The sequence below is a fragment of the Micromonospora coerulea genome (genome assembly GCF_016598485.1).
Lineage (GTDB): Bacteria > Actinomycetota > Actinomycetes > Mycobacteriales > Micromonosporaceae > Micromonospora > Micromonospora coerulea.
Genome location: NZ_JAEMUW010000020.1, coordinates 42,168 through 59,564 on the forward strand (window position 1 = coordinate 42,168; position 17,397 = coordinate 59,564).

The following is a 17,397-nucleotide window of genomic DNA, read 5'->3' on the forward strand; positions in this document are numbered from 1 at the left end:
GTGCACCGACGCCCACTCCCGGCACCCGAAGCGGGACGGGCAAGACATTCCGCCACCGCAAATCGGCGTCGCGGCATCTCGTTGACTTATGCAGGTAGCTACCTGCATAATCGTCGGGTGAGCGCAGACGCCAGCGGGATGGACGCCGTCTTCAAGGCACTGGCCGACCCCACCCGGCGACTCCTGCTCGACCGGCTACGGCAACAGAACGGCCAGACCCTGCGACAACTCTGCGAACACCTCGAGATGGCGCGCCAGTCGGCCACCCAGCACCTCGACCTCCTCCAGCAGGCCAACCTCGTCACCGTCGTGCGGCGCGGCCGGGAACGCCTCCACTACCTCAACCCGGCGCCGATCCACGAGATCGAGCAGCGCTGGATCTCCGGGTTCGACAAGCCCCGCCTGCACGCGATCAGTGCCATCAAGAACCAGGCAGAGGAGCAAGCCATGATCAACACGACCGCGTCCGCCCCGAGCTACGTCTACGTCACCTACATCCGCGCCAGCGCCGAACAGGTGTGGCAGGCCCTGACCGACGCCGACCTGACCGCGCGCTACTGGGGACACGCCAACGTCTCCGACTGGCAGCCCGACTCGACCTGGGAACACCAACGCCTCGACGGATCAGGCCCCGACGTCGTCGGACGAGTGCTCCACACCGAGCCCCCGACCCGCCTCGTCATCACCTTCGAGGCTCCCGGTGAAGAAGCAGCGGACGGACCGTCGGTCGTCACGTTCCTCGTCGAACCGCACCACGACATCGTCCGCCTCACCGTCACCCACGAGAACCTCACCGACCCGGCGATGCTCAACGGCATCTCACAGGGCTGGCCCGCCGTCCTCGCGAACCTCAAGTCGCTGCTCGAGACCGGCGAGGTCCTCCCGCACGCACCCTGGGAGATGCCCCAGTCGACCGCCAGCCAGTGGGGCGCGGCCTCATCTCGAAGCTGACCCGGCCAACGGTGCGGGTCGTCCCCAGCCCTCAACCGCGCACGCCACCGCTACCCGAAGGAACAGTCATGACGGGATCCACCACCACCCGCCTCGCCGACGGCGTCGCACTGTTCGACCAGTCCGCCAGCTACGCGCTCGACGCCATGGCCGGCATCACCGCCGCCGACCTCGACCTGCCGACGCCCTGCCCCGGCTGGGACCTGCGGACGTTGCTGCTGCACCTCGCCGGCTCCGCCGACGCCCTCGCCAACGTCATCACCACCGGCACCATGACCCTCACCGCGACACCACGACCGGACGCCGACGCCGTGGCCGTCGCGCGCGACCGGACCCACCACCTGCGCGACGCGCTGAAATCGGCGGTGCAGCGCGACACGCTCGGCCCGGCGGCCGCCGAGCACGTCCGATGGGCGACCAGCGCCGCGCACGGCGCCGCGATCGAGTTCGCGGCACACGGCTGGGACATCAGCACCACCTGCGGCGTGGACCGCCAGATCCGGGCCGGCCACGCCGGCGAACTCCTCGCCCTGTCCCGGTCCCTGATCAGCGACGACACGCGCGCTCCGCGGTTCGGCCCGCCCGTGTCCGTCCCGGCCGGCGCGACCCCGAACGACCGCCTCATCGCCTTCCTCGGCCGCCAACCGGCAACCCGCGGGTAACCGCACGAGCCGCTGCGGGGTACGCCCTGGGCCGGCGAGTTGCGGTCTCGGCCCCGTCACGCACGCTCAGGTCGAGGAAACCATCAACCTTGGCGTGCGTGACCCCGGCACCCAATGGACGCCGCACCACTATTCCATCAAACCCATTTGATATATCCTGCTGATCGTGGCGTCAACGACTCAGGTTCCCCCGGCGTTCGTGCGCTTGGCCGCCCATCCGCTGCGGTGGCGGCTGCTGACCGCACTCGCCGACAGCGACTACCGGGTCCGGGAACTGGTGACGCTGGTGGGGGAGCCGCAGAGCCTGGTCTCCTACCATCTGCGGCTGCTGCGTGACGGCGGACTGGTCACCGCCACGCGCAGCAGCTTCGACGGCCGCGACAGCTACTACCACCTGGATCTGGAGCACTGCGCCGCTGCGCTGGCCGATGCCGGCGCCGCACTGCACCCGGCGCTGCGCCGGGAGCCCGCACTGCGCGAACACCCGGTGGACCCGCGACGCTCGCCCCGCGTCGGCGTGCTGTTCGTGTGCACCGGCAACAGCGCCCGCTCACCAATCGGCGCGGCGCTGCTACGCCACCACACCGGCGGCCAGGTCGACGTGGCCAGTGCCGGCAACCGGCCCAAGCCTCACCTTCATCCCCACGCCGTACGGGTGCTGCGCGACGAGTTCGGCATCGACATCACCGACCAGCACCCCCGGCACGTGGACACGGTGACCGGCCGACGGTTCGACTACGTGATCAGCTTGTGCGACAAGGCCCGCGAGGCCTGCCCCGACTTCCCGGACCATCCCCGGCGAATGCACTGGAGCGTCCCCGACCCCGCCGCGGCCGGCGAGGCCGACTACCGCGCCTTCCAGCACACCGCGGCCGACATCGACACCCGCATCAGGCACCTGCTGCCCGTTCTCACGGCCAGCCGTCCTTGAAGGAGATTCCACCGTGACAGCACCCGAGAAGTACGCCAGTGTCCGCTACCTCGTTGACGACGTCCAGACGGCCGTCGACTTCTACACCAACCATCTCGGCTTCACCCTGAGCACCAGCGCCGCGCCCGCCTTCGCCGATGTGGTGCGCGGCCCGCTGCGGCTGCTGCTGTCCGGGCCAGCCAGCTCCGGCGCCCGCGCCACCCCCGACGACGCCACCACCGCCGGGCGTAACCGCATCCATCTGGTCGTCGACGACCTGGATGCCGAGATCAACCGACTCCGCAGCACGGGAGTGTCGTTCCGCAGCGACGTGGTCACCGGCCCCGGCGGACGCCAGATCCTGCTCACCGACCCCGCCGGCAACCTCATCGAACTGTTCCAACCCGCCCACCGGCCGGGCGCACCCACACCGGCCACCCCCTGAACCGGGACCACCACGACAAGGATTGGTGGATCCGTCCGACCGGACCGGTGCCCGCCGGCGGCGCTGGGCAACCTCCGGTGCGACGTGGCACGATCAGGCAGGTGACCAGCAGTCCCGCCGCGGCCCAGCACCTGCGCGACCTCGCGCGGCTGCGCCGCGTCCGCGACCGGATCGACCGGGAGTACGCGCGGCCGCTGGACGTCGAGGCGCTCGCCCGCGGCGTGAACATGTCGGCCGGGCACCTCAGCCGCCAGTTCCGGCTCGCCTACGGTGAGTCGCCGTACGCCTATCTGATGACCCGGCGCATCGAGCGCGCCATGGCGCTGCTGCGTCGTGGCGACCTCAGCGTCACCGACGTCTGTTTCGCGGTCGGCTGCGCGTCGCTGGGCACCTTCAGCACCCGCTTCACCGAGCTGGTCGGTGTGCCGCCGAGCACCTATCGGGCCCGGACAGCTCCCGCGACGGCGGAGATGCCGCCGTGCCTGGCGAAACAGGTCACCAGACCGATCAGGAATCGAGAAGCGCAGGTCAGGAAGCCGCAACTAGCCTGACCGCCATGGACATCACCATTCACTACGCCTTCCTCCCGCACACCGACCCGGACGCCGCCCTGACCTTCTATCGCGACACCCTCGGCTTCGAGATCCGCAACGATGTCGGATACGACGGGATGCGGTGGATCACGGTCGGTCCCCCCAATCAGCCGGGCACGTCCATCGTCCTGCACCCGCCGGCCGCCGACCCCGGCATCACCGACGACGAGCGCCGCACCATCCTCGAGCTGATCGCCAAGGGCAGCTACACCGCCATCACCCTGGCCACCAAGGACCTCGACGGCGTCTTCCACCGGCTGCAGGCCAGCGGCGCCGACGTCGTCCAGGAGCCGACCGAGCAGCCGTACGGCGTTCGCGACTGCGCCTTCCGCGATCCCACGGGCAACCTGATCCGCATCAACGAGCTGCGCTGAGCCGTGGTGAACGCCAAGGTCCGCGACCGCGAGACCCGCAAGGCCGACACGCTGGCGATGCTGGCGACCCCGGCGATCGACGTCTGGGTCGCCACCGCGTCGGCCGCAGGCGCGCCGTACCTTGTGCCCGTGTCGCTGGCCTGGGTGGACGAGCGGGTGGTGATCGCGATCGAGGGGTCCTCGGTCACCGCCCGCAACCTGACCGCGTCCGGCGAGGCCCGCCTCGCCGTCGGACCGACCCGCGACGTAGTGATGATCGACGCCGTCCTTGAGAAGGCGGTCGACGTCGCCGCCGACGATGCGCTGGGTGCGGCCTACGCCGCGCAGGCCGACTGGGATCCGCGCCCCAGCCCGGGATACGTTTTCCTGGTGCTGCGGCCCGTGCGGGTGCAGGTGTGGCGCGAGGCCAACGAGATCGCCGGCCGCACGCTCATGCGTGACGGCACCTGGCTGGTCCAGGTGGCTTCCGACTCGCCCTGCTCCTGACCCGTAGCGAGACAGCCAGGCGACGCCGACGGAGACCGCGAGGGCGGCCCCGCCTCACAGATGGAGACACGATGAGCATGGCCACGCGGACGGACACGCAGCCGCCCGCGCTCCCCGCTGCCGACAGGCACGATCTGATCCGGGTGCGCGGCGCACGGGTGAACAACCTCAAGGACGTCACCGTCGAACTGCCCAAACGCCGGCTGACGGTGTTCACCGGCGTCTCCGGCTCGGGCAAGAGCTCGCTGGTGTTCGGCACGATCGCCGCGGAGTCGCAGCGGCTGATCAACGAAACCTACAGCGCCTTCGTGCAGGGCTTCATGCCGACACTGGCGCGGCCGGAAGTCGACCTGCTGGAAGGGCTGACCACGGCGATCATCGTCGACCAGGAGCGGATGGGCTCGAACCCCCGTTCCACCGTCGGCACCGCCACCGACGCCAACGCCATGCTGCGCATCCTCTTCAGCCGGCTCGGACAGCCCCACATCGGCTCGCCGAACGCGTACTCGTTCAACGTTCCCTCCGTCCGCGCGAGCGGTGCCATCACCGTCGAGCGCGGCGCCGGCAAGACGAAGACCGAGAAGGCGACGTTCACGCGTCTCGGCGGCATGTGTCCGCGCTGCGAGGGCATGGGCTCGGTCACCGACTTCGACCTGTCCGCGCTGTACGACGACAGCTTGTCGCTCAACGAGGGCGCGCTCGCGATCCCCGGCTACAGCATGGACGGCTGGTACGGCCGCATCTTCCGCGGCTGCGGCTTCTTCGACCCCGACAAGCCGATCGGCAAGTACACCAAGAGGGAACTGCACGACCTGCTCTACAAGGAGCCGACCAAGATCAAGGTCGATGGGATCAACCTGACGTACGAGGGGCTGATTCCGAAGATCCAGAAGTCGATGCTGGCCAAGGACGTCGAGGCGCTGCAGCCCCACCTCCGCGCCTTCGTGCAGCGGGCGGTGACGTTCACGACCTGTCCCGAGTGCGACGGCACCCGACTCAGCCCGGAGGCCCGGTCGTCGAAGATCAAGGGCAAGAGCATCGCCGACGTCTGCGCGATGCAGATCAGCGACCTGGCCGACTGGGTCCGGGGACTCGACGAGCCGTCGGTGGCCCCGCTGCTCACCGGGCTGCAACACCTCCTCGACTCGTTCGCGGAAATCGGGTTGGGGTACCTCTCACTCGACCGCCCGACGGGCACCCTGTCCGGGGGAGAGGCACAGCGCACCAAGATGATCAGCCACCTCGGGTCGTCTCTCACCGACGTCACCTACGTGTTCGACGAGCCGACGATCGGGCTGCACCCGCACGACATCCAGCGGATGAACGACCTGCTGCTGCAACTGCGCGACAAGGGCAACACCGTGCTGGTCGTGGAGCACAAGCCGGAGGCGATCGCGATCGCCGACCACGTCGTCGACCTCGGCCCCGGTGCCGGCACCGCCGGCGGCGAGGTGGTGTTCGAGGGCACCGTCGACGGGCTCCGGGGCAGCGGCACGCTCACCGGGCGGCACCTCGACGACCGGGCCTCCCTGAAGCCGTCGGTGCGCACCCCGTCAGGAGCGCTCGAGGTACGCCGCGCCAGTACCCACAACCTGCGCGACGTCGACGTCGACATCCCGCTCGGCGTGCTCGTCGTGGTGACCGGCGTGGCCGGGTCGGGAAAGAGCTCGCTGATCCACGGCTCGGTGTCGGGCCGGGACCAAGTGGTCTCCGTCGACCAGGCAGCGATCAGGGGCTCACGGCGCAGCAACCCGGCGACGTACACCGGACTGCTCGACCCCATCCGCAAGGCGTTCGCGAAGGCCAACGGCGTGAAGCCGGCGCTGTTCAGCGCCAACTCCGAGGGCGCCTGTCCCACCTGCAACGGCGCCGGCGTCATCTACACCGACCTCGCGATGATGGCCGGTGTCGCCACCACCTGCGAGGAGTGCGAAGGGAAGCGCTTCCAGGCCGCGGTGCTCGAGTACACCTTCGGCGGCAAGGACATCAGCGAGGTGCTCGCGATGTCCGTCACCGAGGCCGAGGAGTTCTTCGGCGACGGCGACGCGAAGACGCCGGCGGCTCACAAGATCCTCACCCGCCTGGCGGACGTCGGGCTGGGCTACCTCAGCCTGGGCCAGCCGCTCACCACCCTCTCCGGCGGCGAGCGGCAGCGGCTCAAGCTCGCCACCCACCTGGGGGAGAAGGGCGGCATCTACGTCCTCGACGAGCCGACCACCGGCCTCCACCTCGCCGACGTCGAGCAGCTGCTCGGCCTGCTCGACCGGCTCGTCGACGCCGGCAAATCGGTCATCGTCATCGAGCACCACCAGGCGGTCATGGCGCACGCCGACTGGATCATCGACCTCGGCCCCGGCGCCGGCCACGACGGCGGCCGAATCGTCTTCGAGGGCACACCCGCCGACCTCGTCGCCGCCCGCTCCACCCTCACCGGTGAACACCTCGCGGCCTACGTCGGCACCTGACTGTCCCGTCCCATCCATCCTGGCCCACCTGGACGGGTCTGACCTGAGATGGCCCACGACAGCGAAAAGAGCCGAAGGCTGGGGCTTCTCACTATCGTGGGCCATCGCGCTGTTCGTGCTCTGATCGTGGCGGAGGCGTGGCGCCGTCACCGAAGGAGACACCGCAAGCCAGACAACGCTGGGTCACCGCCAGGCAGCCACAGGACGAGCATTACCGGCGGCGCGGCCGAGAGCCAGGAGCCGGCTGCGGAATGCCACCCCGTCCGGCCGGGTAGACACCCGCGTGGACAGCGGACCGATCGGTGACCACGGTTTCCTCGCGGACGGTCGCACCGCGGTCCTGGTGGACCGGGCCGGATCGGTAAACTGGTGGTGCCCACTACGCTTCGACGGGCCCTCCGTCTTCGGGCGGTTGCTCGACGACGACGCCGGGCACTGGTCGATCCAGCCGGAGGACCACTTCACCTCCGAACGGTCCTACCTGGACCACACGCTCGTGCTGCGTACCACCTTCACCACCCGGCAGGGCAGCGTGGCGGTGACCGACGCCCTCGCGCTGGAGCCCGGCGCACGAGGCCACGACATCGGCCTGCGCTCACCACAGGTGCTGGGCCGCGTGGTCCAGGGGCTCTCCGGCGAGGTGCCGGTGCGCGTGAACTACCGGCCACGATTCGAGTACGGGCGGGTCACCGCCTACCTGACGGGGCACGACGGCGTCGTCCACGCGACCGCCGGCGGCTGCCAGCTGAGCCTGCGCGCCGACGTCCCGCTGGAGTGCGGGCACGGTGACGCCACCGCGACCTTCACCGTCCGGGCCGGCCAAACCTACCGCTTCACCCTCGGCCACGCGCCGACCTACGATGCCGACCCGCCCGCGTTGCCCGACGCCGACCGGGTGGTGGCCGACGCCGTCGCCGGCTGGCGCTCCTGGGCCGACCTGCACGCGGACCAGTACCGCGGCCTGTTCCGCGACGAGGTGCGGCACAGCGCCCTCATCCTCCAGGGAATGACCTACCGACCCAGCAGCGCGATCGTCGCGGCGGCCACCACCTCGCTGCCCGAGGAACCGGGTGGGAACCGCAACTACGACTACCGCTACGTCTGGGTGCGCGACTTCAGCCTCACCCTCCAGGCCCTCTGGCGGGCCGCCTGCCCCGACGAGGCCAACCGGCAGTTCACCTGGGTGGCTCGGGCCATGGGGCGCATCGGTGACGAACCGGTGCCCATCATGTACGGGGTGCAGGGGGAGCGGGACCTCACCGAGCACCCCCTCGACCACCTCTCCGGGTACGCCGACAGCCGGCCGGTCTTCGTCGGCAACGACGCCTGGAGGCAGCGGCAGTCCGACGTGCTCGGCGAGATCCTCGACGCGGCCTGGCTGATGCGCCACTACCTCGACCCGATGATGCCCGACGTGCGCCAACTGCTGCGGGACCTCGCCGACCAGGCCGTGCGCAACTGGCAGCGGCCGGACTCCGGCATGTGGGAGGCCCGCGACGCCGAACGGCACTACGTCTCGTCCAAGGTGCAGTGCTGGACGGCGCTGGACCGGGCCGTCCGCTTCGGCCCGCGGCTCGGCGACCAGACCGACGTGGCCCGCTGGGCCGCCGCCCGGGACGAGATCCGCGAGGCCGTACTGTCCCGGGGCTGGCACGAGCGGCTCGGCGCGTACACCGGGGCCTTCGGATCCGACAACCTGGATGCCTCGGTGCTGCTCATGCCGCTGGTCGGCTTCCTGCCGGCCGACGACCCGCGGATGCGCTCCACAGTGCGCGTGATCGAGCGCGAACTGTCCCACGAAGGGCTGCTGCGCCGCTGGGACGGCGACCCGGCCGGCTTCGTCATCTGCTCGTTCTGGCTGGTCAGCTGCCTGGCGCTGGCCGGTGAGGTGGACCGGGCCCACCACATGTTCAGGCGGCTCGCCGCCCGGGTCAACGACCTGGGGCTCTTCGCCGAGCAGATCGACCCGCTCACCGGGGAGCAGCTCGGCAACTTCCCGCAGGCCTTCTCGCACATCGGGCTGATCAATGCCGCCGGCCGGCTCACCGAGGCCGCCCGACGGCGCGACGCCGCGGGCCAGCCGCGACACCCCGTGCCGGCCGGTACGGAACGGACGGAAGGAGCACGCTCATGACTGGACGCCTCGCGGGGAAGGCCGCCCTGATCAACGGTTCGGACGTGGAGCATCCCTGATCGCTGCCAGGTTGTTCGCCGAGCCGCAGGCTCCATCGGCGCTATCACATCCAAGAAACTTGCGCGGTTTGTACTTTTTCGCGTTCTTTGGGCGACGGTTGGTCGAGGATGAGCGCAGGGGGAGAGCCAGGGGCGCACGAACCGAAGGAATTCGCATGCCGTCGCAGGGAGAGGAGCCGAAGTCGTGGACATGAAGCTTGAGTTCATCGTGCTGCCGGTCGCCGACGTGGAACGGGCCAAGAACTTCTACAAGGCGCTGGGTTGGCGGGAGGACATCGACATCGGCGAGGGGGATGCCCGGGTGGCGCAGCTGACACCGCCCAGGTCGGAGTGCTCGATCATGTTGGGCCGCAGCCTCACCTCGGCCGCGCCCGGCTCCTTCCAGGGCCTGTGCCTGGTGGTGAACGACATCGAGGCGGCCCGGGCCGAGCTGGTTGGCCGCGGCGTCGAGGTGAGCGAGGTGTTCCACGACGCCGGCGGTGGAATGCCGCATGCGAACGCTCAGGGACGGGTCCCTGGGCTGGCTCCGGACCGAGCGAGTTATTTCTCGTTCGCCTCGTTCAACGACCCGGACGGCAATGGCTGGTACCTCCAGGAGGTCACCAAACGCTTTCCTGGCCGGCTGTGGTGAGTGCCGGCCGGCTCTTCTCGAGGAGGAGGCTGTCACTTCTCATTCATCCTGAGCCATCCATCCTGTCCTTGACCTGCAGTGCTTGAGCTGGGCAAACACGGGTTGGCCCGGTGACAAGGCGTGTCACTAGGCCGTGGTGTTCGTGCTGGTCAGGCGGGTGCGGGTGTCGCGTGGATGACGCGGGGAGGTTCGGTGATCTTCAGCTTGGCGAACAGGGCCTTCTGGGGCTGGGACAGCTCGGTGCGCTGGCAGAAGGTGCCGGCGGCGCCGGTGAACACGCCGACGTGCAGCCGCTCGACGTCTGCGCGGATCTTGGTCCAGGTGTGGCCGGTGGTGGTCTCGGCGACGCGGATGAGTAGCAGCGCGAGCCAGCAGAGCAGGATGTGGGCGCGGATGCGGTCCTCGCGGCGGTGGAACACCGGCCGCAGGTCCAGGGTGGTCTTCATGTCGCGCCAGCCGCGTTCGACCTCGAGGAGTTGCTTGTAGCCCAGCGCGATGTCCTCGGCGGACAGTTTCGGGTCGGAGCAGCGCAGCAGGTACTTGCCGTCCAGCCGCTGTTCGGCCTTGACCGCCGCTTGATCGATGCGCGGCAGGCCGCCGGGGGTGACGCGCAGGTAGCGGTTGAGGCCGGGCTTGGTGGAGATCACCCCGCGTAGCTCGGCGCGTTTCGTGGCGCTCAGCGTGTCCGAACCGTCGATCTTGGCGGTGAGCTGGGCGATCAGCCGTTCACGCACGGCGGTGTCACGCTCGGCGGCTTCGGGGTTGAAGCAGATCACGAACCGGTCATCGGCGCCGATGTTGACTTCCTTGACCTGCAGGTTGTCGGCGACGGTGGCGTAGCGGCCCTGCCGGGCCAGGGCGGCCTCGGCCTCGGCGGTGCCGGCGCGCAGCTTCTCACCGAGGATGTAGCCGCCCGCGCCCAGCTGCAGGAACCTTCTGTTCTCCGCGGAGGCGAAGCCGCGGTCGGCGACCCAGACGATGCGGGCGAGGCTCCACTCCCGCATGTCGGTCTTGACCTGGCGGATCAGCGCCGAATCGCTGGTGTTGCCCGGCCAGCACCACACCCGCACCGGGATGCCGGTGCGGGTGACGGCCATGCCGACCACGACCTGGGGTAGGTCGTCGCGGGAGTCTTTGCTCTTGCCGTGAGTGCGAAACCCGGCCTGCTTGACCGCTGTCGGATCGTCGGCATCGACAACGGTGCCCTTGTCGTCGCGCCACAGCGGCTCGTCGGCCTCGTCGAGTTCGAAGTAGGTGCTGGTCGTGTCGAAAAACAGCAGGTCGACTTCCAGGTTGAGCAGGTCGGCGATCTGATCGTAGACGGCCCGGGTCAAGGCGGGCTCGACCTCGATGAGCTGGTCCATCGCCCGGTAGCAGGCATCGTCGGTGACGTGCGGCAGGCCGGGCAGGTGCACGTCCTGGCAGACCCACTCGGACGCGGCCAGCTTCGACGACGGCGCCAGGGCCCGGTTCGCGACCAGCGCGAACAGCACCCGTTCCACGTCGACCTCGCGGCGGGCGGAACCCACCAGCGGCTGCAGGATCTTGTCGATGCGCAGCCACCGCCACAGGCCGTCGAGCAGCCACGCCCCGCCCAGCGGCCGTGACTCGACGAACGACAACCCCGCCGGTGCGGCCGCGGCCAGGGCTTCGGCCGGGTCCAGCAGCCGTGACAGCGCATCGACCAGGCGGCGGACCCCGGCGACGTCGAGTTGGTCCTCGCGGCCGAACGAGTACAGCACCCGCGTCTTGGACGCCTTCGCCACCGGATCCCACTCGTTGTGGGCCAGCTGCAGGTAGCGGATCGTCTGCCCATCACGGGTCTTACGTGTCGACGCCTTCACGTACACGAGGCACGACCGTACACCGACTAGGAACCAAGACAAAGGTCCGCAGCTCAGCGAAGTTATCCACAGGCAGGCGTGTCACTAGGGGATTTCGCGGTTTCCACCAGGACACAACGCGCTGACCTGCACCTTCAGGCCGGCGTGCGGCAACAGGCCGCGGGCCCCGCTGCGACTGCCCAATCTGTAACGGGCAGCGGCTGACCCGTTTCCTGCGCCGGGAGCACCAGAACGAGGCGATGGCACACGCCGTGGCCGTGTGGTCCCGGATGGCCGGCGACCTGCTCGACCAACCCACCATGCGAGACCGCGGCGCGTACTGGAAAAACGTCTGCACAAGCTCCGTCGCAGAACACGCGATGATCGCCACGAGACTGCAGTTGATCGACCCGCTGCCGGCACAAAAGCCCCTCATGCAGTGGGCGACGCTGCCAGCCTGGCCGGTGGGTGAGCGCACCACGGCACCAGGCGGCGACCGGTGACCAGTCCGCGATCAGGACCCTGACAGCCCAGCAGCTCGATGCACAACCTCTGTGAACCACCACCAGGCCGGCGTCGGCTGACGGTCGGCCACCGACTCTGGCGCTAACACCACCTCAGGCCGTCCGTCCCGGTGAACAGCGACGCCGATGCCGTAGAACGACGCCTGCGACAGCGCCGCCGCCGAGTCAGGCGGCAAAGCCGCAACGATCACCATGCGCGGGCAGTACACCGCGAACCGGGACGCGGCCCGTAAGCCGCCCATCCAATCGGCGCTGCGCACCATCGCCAAGGTGGGTGTCACAGGTGGGGCAACCCGACGCGTCACCGTCGCTGCTGACCAGAGCACGGCGCCCGCGGGAAGCCGACGCAGCCGACCACGGTCGGCCGCAGACAACGCGTCCACAGGCACGGGAAGACCCAGCGGCAGATCCATCAACGTGTCGAGGACGTCGAGCCCGAGAATCGGCTCAATGCCATGGCGGTGGCGCAGTCGGCCCTGATCCTCGTCCCGCCGGTACGCAATCCAGGCTCGGCTATCGAACACGTTGACCCGGGCGACGGTGACCCCACCCGGTGGGGCCTGCGGCATGGCGCCGGCGAACCGTTCCAGGTTTACCGCAACACTCATGCCACCGCCCCCTCGTCGCTGTCCTCCACCTGAAGCATGTCCACCACGTGCCGAAGCGGGGCCCAAGCTCGGGCGCCGGTGATCGTATAGAACACCCGCCGGTCCGAGCGCGGGGGCATACGCCGGGCGAGACCCAACTCCACCAACGAGCGCAGCGGCGGGTAGAACACGCTGCCCGGCACACGGTGCGACATCGCTAGGTCGGTAACACACACTCCACCCTCGCCAGCCGCAACCAGCGCGGCAAGCAACTCGAGTCGGTACCGATGCCCAAACAAGCCAGACGAAAACCGCCGAACCCGATCCAGGTCCACCGCTTCAAAATAGCGAATCGCGAATCGCGTGTCACTTCATCAAGGCTCGGTCGACGGCGGTGCCGCCGGCGGCAGGGTCAGCGAGGGTCGAGAGGACCTCAAACCCGGCAGGGTCGCGGCGAAGCACCGGCACCTCCGCGCCCGCGCCGACGTCGCAGACGACGATGAACGCCCCGACCGGCAGTTGCAGGCCGGTCGCCAGCAAGTGCTCCGCCCGGTCTCCTCAGGGACGCCGGCGGCGGCGAGGCGGCCGGGGCGATCGCAGGACACGCGCTCGCACCGACCCGGACCGTGAACGCGTCACCGCGCTGCTCTACCGCTTCTACCGCCGCTGCGCGAACGCTGACCTGCCCGAACTCGAGCGTCTGGCCACCACCGTGCAGACCTGGTGGCCCCAGATCGTCGCATTCATACACACCGGAATCACCAACGCCGGCTCCGAGGGCACCAACCGAGGATCAAGACGGTCGCCCGCGACAGCCTACGGCGTCCGCAACCTCGTAAACCAGCGACTACGCACCCGCTGCGCCACCACCTGACGAACCCGAGGACACCTCAACCCCCGATAACTTTGCTGAGCCAGCATCACCTGACATGGCGAAGGGGCCGGGTTGGTCCCCGGCCCCTTCTGAGAGGTCGATCAGGAGGTCTTGCGCGCTGCCTCGACGATTACACGCTCCACCTTCTCGGGCTCCGAGACCATGGACAGGTGCGCGGCCTTGATCTCGGTGGTGTGCGCGTTGGCCCGCTTCGCCATGTATCGCTGGGTCGCCGCCGGGATGACGTTGTCGACTGTGCCGACTACGTCCCAGGTGGGGATCGAGGTCCAGGCCGGCGGGCCGGACGGTTCGCCCAGCGCGGAGGCGTTCAGCGGGCGTTGCCCGGCGGCCAGCATGGCACCCTTCTTCTTGGGCTCGTCGTTGGCGAAGATTTCCGGGAATAGGTCCGGTTGGATGTACGTGTCGGTGTACGAGCCCGACCCGTCCGTCGGCGACACGGTCCTGATGGCCGGGCCGACCTGGCTGCCCGGATTCAGCTCGGTGAGGCTCAGCAGGGAGTCGCCTTCGGCCGGGACGTACGCGTCGACGTAGACCAGCGCCTTGACGTTGGTGTTGCCGCGTGCCGCGTTGCTGATGAGGAAGCCGCCGTACGAGTGCGCGGCCAGAACCACCGGGCCGTCGATCGTGGCGAGGAAGTCACCCAAGTATTTCGAGTCGCTGGCGACGCCGCGCAGAGGGTTGGCTACCACGGTGACGGTGTAGCCGTCGCGCTGGAGGCGCTCGGTGACGCTGCTCCACGTCGAGCCGTCGGCCCATGCGCCGTGCACCAGCACCACGGTCGGCTTGGGACCATGGGTGGTCGACGCGGCCGCTACACCGGGGATCAGCGCGGCGACACCACCGGTCAGGGCCAAGCCGAGGGCGGCCTTGCGTAGGGAGAGTTTCATCGTGTTCCTTATCACGAGTGGGCGCCGTGCTCGGCGCCGCGTGTCTTCGCAGAACACCAGCCTCAGCCGGGGACCGGACCCTCGAAACAGATCACCTGTCCGGGCGCCCGTCGCCGCATACCGGGCGGGAGCCTCACCCGAACAGGTCAGTGGAACCGTGTTCCCGCAGCTCGGAGTGCTTCTAGCGGCCCAGTTCGGGCAGCGGTCCGGCGGCCGTGTCGTGAGACACATCGGAAGAATCGTTCAGGGTGTGCATGGCGTTGGCCAGCTGCACCCGGGAGCGGACGCCGAGCTTGGCGAAGACGGCTCGCAGGTGGGTCGCTACGGTGTTGGGCGAAAGGTCCAGCTGAGCGCCGGCCTCCCTGTTGGTGCGGCCCGCGCCGATCAGCCGGGCCACCCGCAGCTCGCTGTCGGTCAGCGCGCCCCAGCCGCTGACCGGCCGGGCTCGGGTCGCCGCCCCGGGCTTGCGGCGGCTGCCCGCCGCCTGCAGTCCTCGTTGCAGCGCACTCAGGGCCGGCTTGTTGCCGGCCTTGTCGAAGAAGTGCCACGCTTCGCCGAGCTGGCCAACGGCCTCCCGGTGCTGGCCGACGTCCAGCAGAGCGAAGCCGTGGTCGACCAGCGCGCTGGCCAGCAGCATCGGCCGCGGTCCCGCGCGCAGGATCTCGACGGCCTCGGCGAGCATTGCCAGATCGCCGTCGATGACGCCGCGCACCTGCAGCGCCAGCCCCGCGAAGCTGCGCACGCCCGGATTGCGCTCGGCGCCGATGGCAGCCAGCGCCACCGCCTCGGCGACAAACTCCGCGTCCCCGGCCGCCCGGCCGATTTGCGTGAAGACCCGCATCCACCCCGGCCACCAGGGCCAATAGCTGCGGGACTCTCGCGCGGACATCAGGTGCGGCTTCAGGATGCGTACGCTCTCAGCGACGTCACCGCGGGCCGAGGCAAGCCAGCCGCGCATCAGCACCAGGCCCGGCATCTCGACGTCGTCGCCGGCCTGGCTGTGTCGCTCGGCGCGAGCCAGGTACTCGTACGCCTTGTCCAGGTCGCCGCGGCTGAGCGAAATGGAGCTCAGGATCATCCAGCCTTCGATCGCGTACGTGTGGTTGCCCAACTCGTCACCGAGGCGCACCAGAGTCAGCGCATCGGCCTCGGCGTCGTCGAAGCGGCTCAGGTTGAAGTCCTGCCACATCTGAGCGAACAGCACGGACGGCGGCAGGGTGTCGCTGAGCCGGGCGGCGGCGAGCAGTTTCTCAGCCTCGTCGTAGCGGTCCAGCAGTTGCAGGGCGGTGATCTCCTCGCCTAGGTAGCGGGTGCCAGCCAGCTCGCGCAGGTGGCGGAAATGGGTGAGCGCCTCCGCGTGCCGGCCCTCGTTGCGGGCGACCTCGCCGAGTACCTCGGTGGCGAGTTCCTCGGCGGGACGGTCGTCGAGCCGCACCGCCTCCGTCAGGGCGGCCCGGGCGGCGGCCAGCGCGACCGATGCCGGCTCGGCGCGGGTCATGGTCAGCGCCTCGGCCGCGGTCAGCCGGGCTCGCAGATTGACGGAGACATTGGGCAGCGCGAGGGTTTCCCGGATGCGCCGGACCATGTCGGCGAGCCGTCCCATGGGCCACAGCGCGCGGGCGATCTCCAGCTGGATCCGGGCCTTGCCGTCGACGTTGGGCGTCTCGGCCAGCACATGGTCGGCGGTGAAGATCGCCTCGGCCGGACGTTGAGCGCGCACCAGGGCTTCCACGGCCTCGAGTCCGACCTCGCACCGTCCCCGATCGGCCGGGTCGAGCAGGCGTAGGGCCTTTTGAAGCAGGTCTCCTGCGGTCTCCGGGGAGCTCTGGGCAGCGGCCTGTCGCAGCACCTCGACAGCCTCGTGGTCTCCTCGCTCGGCGCTGGCCTGTACATGCGGCGCCGCGGCGATGGGTCCGTGGCCGGACGTCAGCAGGTAATGCCAGCAGCGTCGGTGCAGCGATCGCCGGTGTGAGGGCAGCAGGTCGGCGTAGACCGACTCGCGAACCAGGTCGTGCCGGAACGTGACGCGCGTCTCGGACTCGGCCATCAGCCCGGTGGCGACGACCTGATCGAGCCAGCCGGCGCGGAGCCGCTGGGTGGCCAGTCGCGGGGCATCCTCGACCGGCAGCGGCCGGCCGAGGACCGCAGCGAGCTGCACGAGCTCGCTCACGTCGGCCGGCAGCGCGGCCATCCGGCGCCGGGTGCTGATGATCAGCCCGGTGGGCACGCTGCCTTCCATCCGGCCGTGTGCCTGCTCCTGAGCTAGCCCGTCGAGCAGTTGCACGGTCAGGAAGGGGTTGCCCCCCACGCCGCGTAGCAGCTCGTACGCCCGACCGGTGGGCAGCTCACCGAGGCGCGCGACGGCCATCCTCTCGATGTCACCCGGTGCCAGCGGACCGAGCTCCAGCCGGTGCACGTGGACGCCGTCCACGGCGGAAGAGGTCAGCTCATCGATCGCGGGCCCGTGTGCCTCGCGGCTGGTCAGCAGCCATACCACCGGGGAACCGGCGAGCCGCCCGGGCAGGATGCGCAGCGCGAAGCGGCTCAGCCGGTCCACCCACTGTGCGTCGTCGATCGCGATCAGCACCGGACCTCGTGTCGCCAGTTCCTCCAGCAGAGTCGCGATGCGGTCGACCAGCCACAGATGTTGGCCGTACAGATCCGCGAGCCCGTTGAATCCGTCACTGTCGAGCAGGGGACGGGAGCCGGAGCGGAGCGCCACCAATAGCGGAGCGCCTGGCGCGATCTGGTCCATCTCCTCGGCCTTGCCGAACCCCGCCGCGAATCCCTGCCGGGTGGCCTGCTCGGCGATCGCCTGCAGCATCGCCGTCTTACCGATCCCGGCCTCGCCGGTGACCAAAATGATCGTGCCCTGCCCGGTGTGCGCCGCTGCCCGCAGCGCCGCAATGGCCCGGGACAGCTCGGCGCCCCGCCCCTCAAGCTCGATCCCCGCCACGCGCTGACCTTATCA

General features: G+C 69.7%; 17 protein-coding genes and 1 pseudogene. 12 read left to right on the top strand and 6 right to left on the bottom strand.

Annotated elements, in window-relative coordinates; all coding sequences use genetic code 11:
* Positions 1 to 117: 117 nt before the first annotated feature.
* The 10 genes from I8N68_RS23770 to I8N68_RS23815 all read left to right on the top strand — a co-directional run bounded on the left by I8N68_RS23770 (position 118) and on the right by I8N68_RS23815 (position 9,710).
* On the top strand, positions 118 to 951 hold the full coding sequence (locus I8N68_RS23770; protein ID WP_307812948.1) for an ArsR/SmtB family transcription factor: 834 nt from the start codon (positions 118 to 120) through the stop codon (positions 949 to 951).
* Positions 952 to 1,019: 68 nt separating this feature from the next.
* Positions 1,020 to 1,613 carry a TIGR03086 family metal-binding protein gene (locus tag I8N68_RS23775; protein ID WP_200214302.1) on the top strand — a complete coding sequence of 198 codons (594 nt, stop codon included), beginning with the start codon at positions 1,020 to 1,022 and terminating at the stop codon, positions 1,611 to 1,613.
* 166 nt (positions 1,614 to 1,779) lie between these two features.
* Entirely contained in the window at positions 1,780 to 2,544 is a 765-nt protein-coding gene (locus I8N68_RS23780; RefSeq protein ID WP_200214305.1) for an arsenate reductase/protein-tyrosine-phosphatase family protein, read from the top strand.
* A 13-nt stretch (positions 2,545 to 2,557) separates the two neighbouring features.
* Entirely contained in the window at positions 2,558 to 2,968 is a 411-nt protein-coding gene (locus I8N68_RS23785; RefSeq protein WP_200214309.1) for a VOC family protein, read from the top strand.
* A gap of 101 nt (positions 2,969 to 3,069) precedes the next feature.
* Positions 3,070 to 3,519, top strand: a complete 450-nt coding sequence (locus I8N68_RS23790) for a helix-turn-helix transcriptional regulator (protein ID WP_200214311.1) — start codon at positions 3,070 to 3,072, stop codon at positions 3,517 to 3,519.
* A gap of 5 nt (positions 3,520 to 3,524) precedes the next feature.
* On the top strand, positions 3,525 to 3,935 hold the full coding sequence (locus I8N68_RS23795) for a VOC family protein (RefSeq protein WP_200214314.1): 411 nt from the start codon (positions 3,525 to 3,527) through the stop codon (positions 3,933 to 3,935).
* Between the two features lie 6 nt (positions 3,936 to 3,941).
* Positions 3,942 to 4,421 carry a pyridoxamine 5'-phosphate oxidase family protein gene (locus tag I8N68_RS23800; RefSeq protein WP_307812949.1) on the top strand — a complete coding sequence of 160 codons (480 nt, stop codon included), beginning with the start codon at positions 3,942 to 3,944 and terminating at the stop codon, positions 4,419 to 4,421.
* 71 nt (positions 4,422 to 4,492) lie between these two features.
* On the top strand, positions 4,493 to 6,886 hold the full coding sequence (locus I8N68_RS23805; RefSeq protein ID WP_200214316.1) for an ATP-binding cassette domain-containing protein: 2,394 nt from the start codon (positions 4,493 to 4,495) through the stop codon (positions 6,884 to 6,886).
* 283 nt (positions 6,887 to 7,169) lie between these two features.
* Positions 7,170 to 9,020, top strand: a complete 1,851-nt coding sequence (locus I8N68_RS23810; RefSeq protein ID WP_200214318.1) for a glycoside hydrolase family 15 protein — start codon at positions 7,170 to 7,172, stop codon at positions 9,018 to 9,020.
* A gap of 249 nt (positions 9,021 to 9,269) precedes the next feature.
* Positions 9,270 to 9,710, top strand: a complete 441-nt coding sequence (locus I8N68_RS23815; protein WP_234040486.1) for a VOC family protein — start codon at positions 9,270 to 9,272, stop codon at positions 9,708 to 9,710.
* Positions 9,711 to 9,859: 149 nt separating this feature from the next.
* Here I8N68_RS23815 and I8N68_RS23820 read toward each other — a convergent pair whose 3' ends face one another.
* The gene (locus I8N68_RS23820; RefSeq protein WP_200214324.1) at positions 9,860 to 11,560 is read right to left on the bottom strand and encodes an IS1634 family transposase; all 1,701 of its coding nucleotides are present in this window, start codon (positions 11,558 to 11,560) and stop codon (positions 9,860 to 9,862) included.
* A 233-nt stretch (positions 11,561 to 11,793) separates the two neighbouring features.
* Here I8N68_RS23820 and I8N68_RS23825 point away from each other — a divergent pair, with 233 nt between their 5' ends.
* Positions 11,794 to 12,036 carry a hypothetical protein gene (locus I8N68_RS23825; protein WP_200214327.1) on the top strand — a complete coding sequence of 81 codons (243 nt, stop codon included), beginning with the start codon at positions 11,794 to 11,796 and terminating at the stop codon, positions 12,034 to 12,036.
* An 11-nt stretch (positions 12,037 to 12,047) separates the two neighbouring features.
* Here the strand turns inward: I8N68_RS23825 and I8N68_RS23830 are convergent, their stop codons facing one another.
* The 3 genes from I8N68_RS23830 to I8N68_RS23840 all read right to left on the bottom strand — a co-directional run bounded on the left by I8N68_RS23830 (position 12,048) and on the right by I8N68_RS23840 (position 13,184).
* Positions 12,048 to 12,665, bottom strand: coding sequence for a hypothetical protein (locus tag I8N68_RS23830; protein WP_200214330.1), 618 nt, complete (start codon positions 12,663 to 12,665; stop codon positions 12,048 to 12,050).
* Positions 12,662 to 12,859 (bottom strand): hypothetical protein, encoded by a 198-nt coding sequence (locus I8N68_RS33115; RefSeq protein WP_234040462.1) that lies wholly within the window; start codon positions 12,857 to 12,859, stop codon positions 12,662 to 12,664. The genes I8N68_RS23830 and I8N68_RS33115 overlap by 4 nt, the downstream gene beginning before the upstream one ends.
* A 151-nt stretch (positions 12,860 to 13,010) precedes the next feature.
* Positions 13,011 to 13,184 (bottom strand): hypothetical protein, encoded by a 174-nt coding sequence (locus I8N68_RS23840; RefSeq protein WP_200214497.1) that lies wholly within the window; start codon positions 13,182 to 13,184, stop codon positions 13,011 to 13,013.
* Between the two features lie 52 nt (positions 13,185 to 13,236).
* Between I8N68_RS23840 and I8N68_RS23845 the strand changes: the two are divergent.
* A pseudogene (locus tag I8N68_RS23845) lies at positions 13,237 to 13,518 on the top strand (transposase); the annotation flags it as partial.
* Positions 13,519 to 13,619: 101 nt separating this feature from the next.
* Here the strand turns inward: I8N68_RS23845 and I8N68_RS23850 are convergent.
* Both I8N68_RS23850 and I8N68_RS34000 read right to left on the bottom strand, forming a co-directional pair.
* Positions 13,620 to 14,426 carry an alpha/beta fold hydrolase gene (locus I8N68_RS23850; protein ID WP_200214335.1) on the bottom strand — a complete coding sequence of 269 codons (807 nt, stop codon included), beginning with the start codon at positions 14,424 to 14,426 and terminating at the stop codon, positions 13,620 to 13,622.
* A 181-nt stretch (positions 14,427 to 14,607) separates the two neighbouring features.
* Positions 14,608 to 17,382, bottom strand: coding sequence for an ATP-binding protein (locus I8N68_RS34000; RefSeq protein ID WP_200214338.1), 2,775 nt, complete (start codon positions 17,380 to 17,382; stop codon positions 14,608 to 14,610).
* Between the last annotated feature and the right edge of the window lie 15 nt (positions 17,383 to 17,397).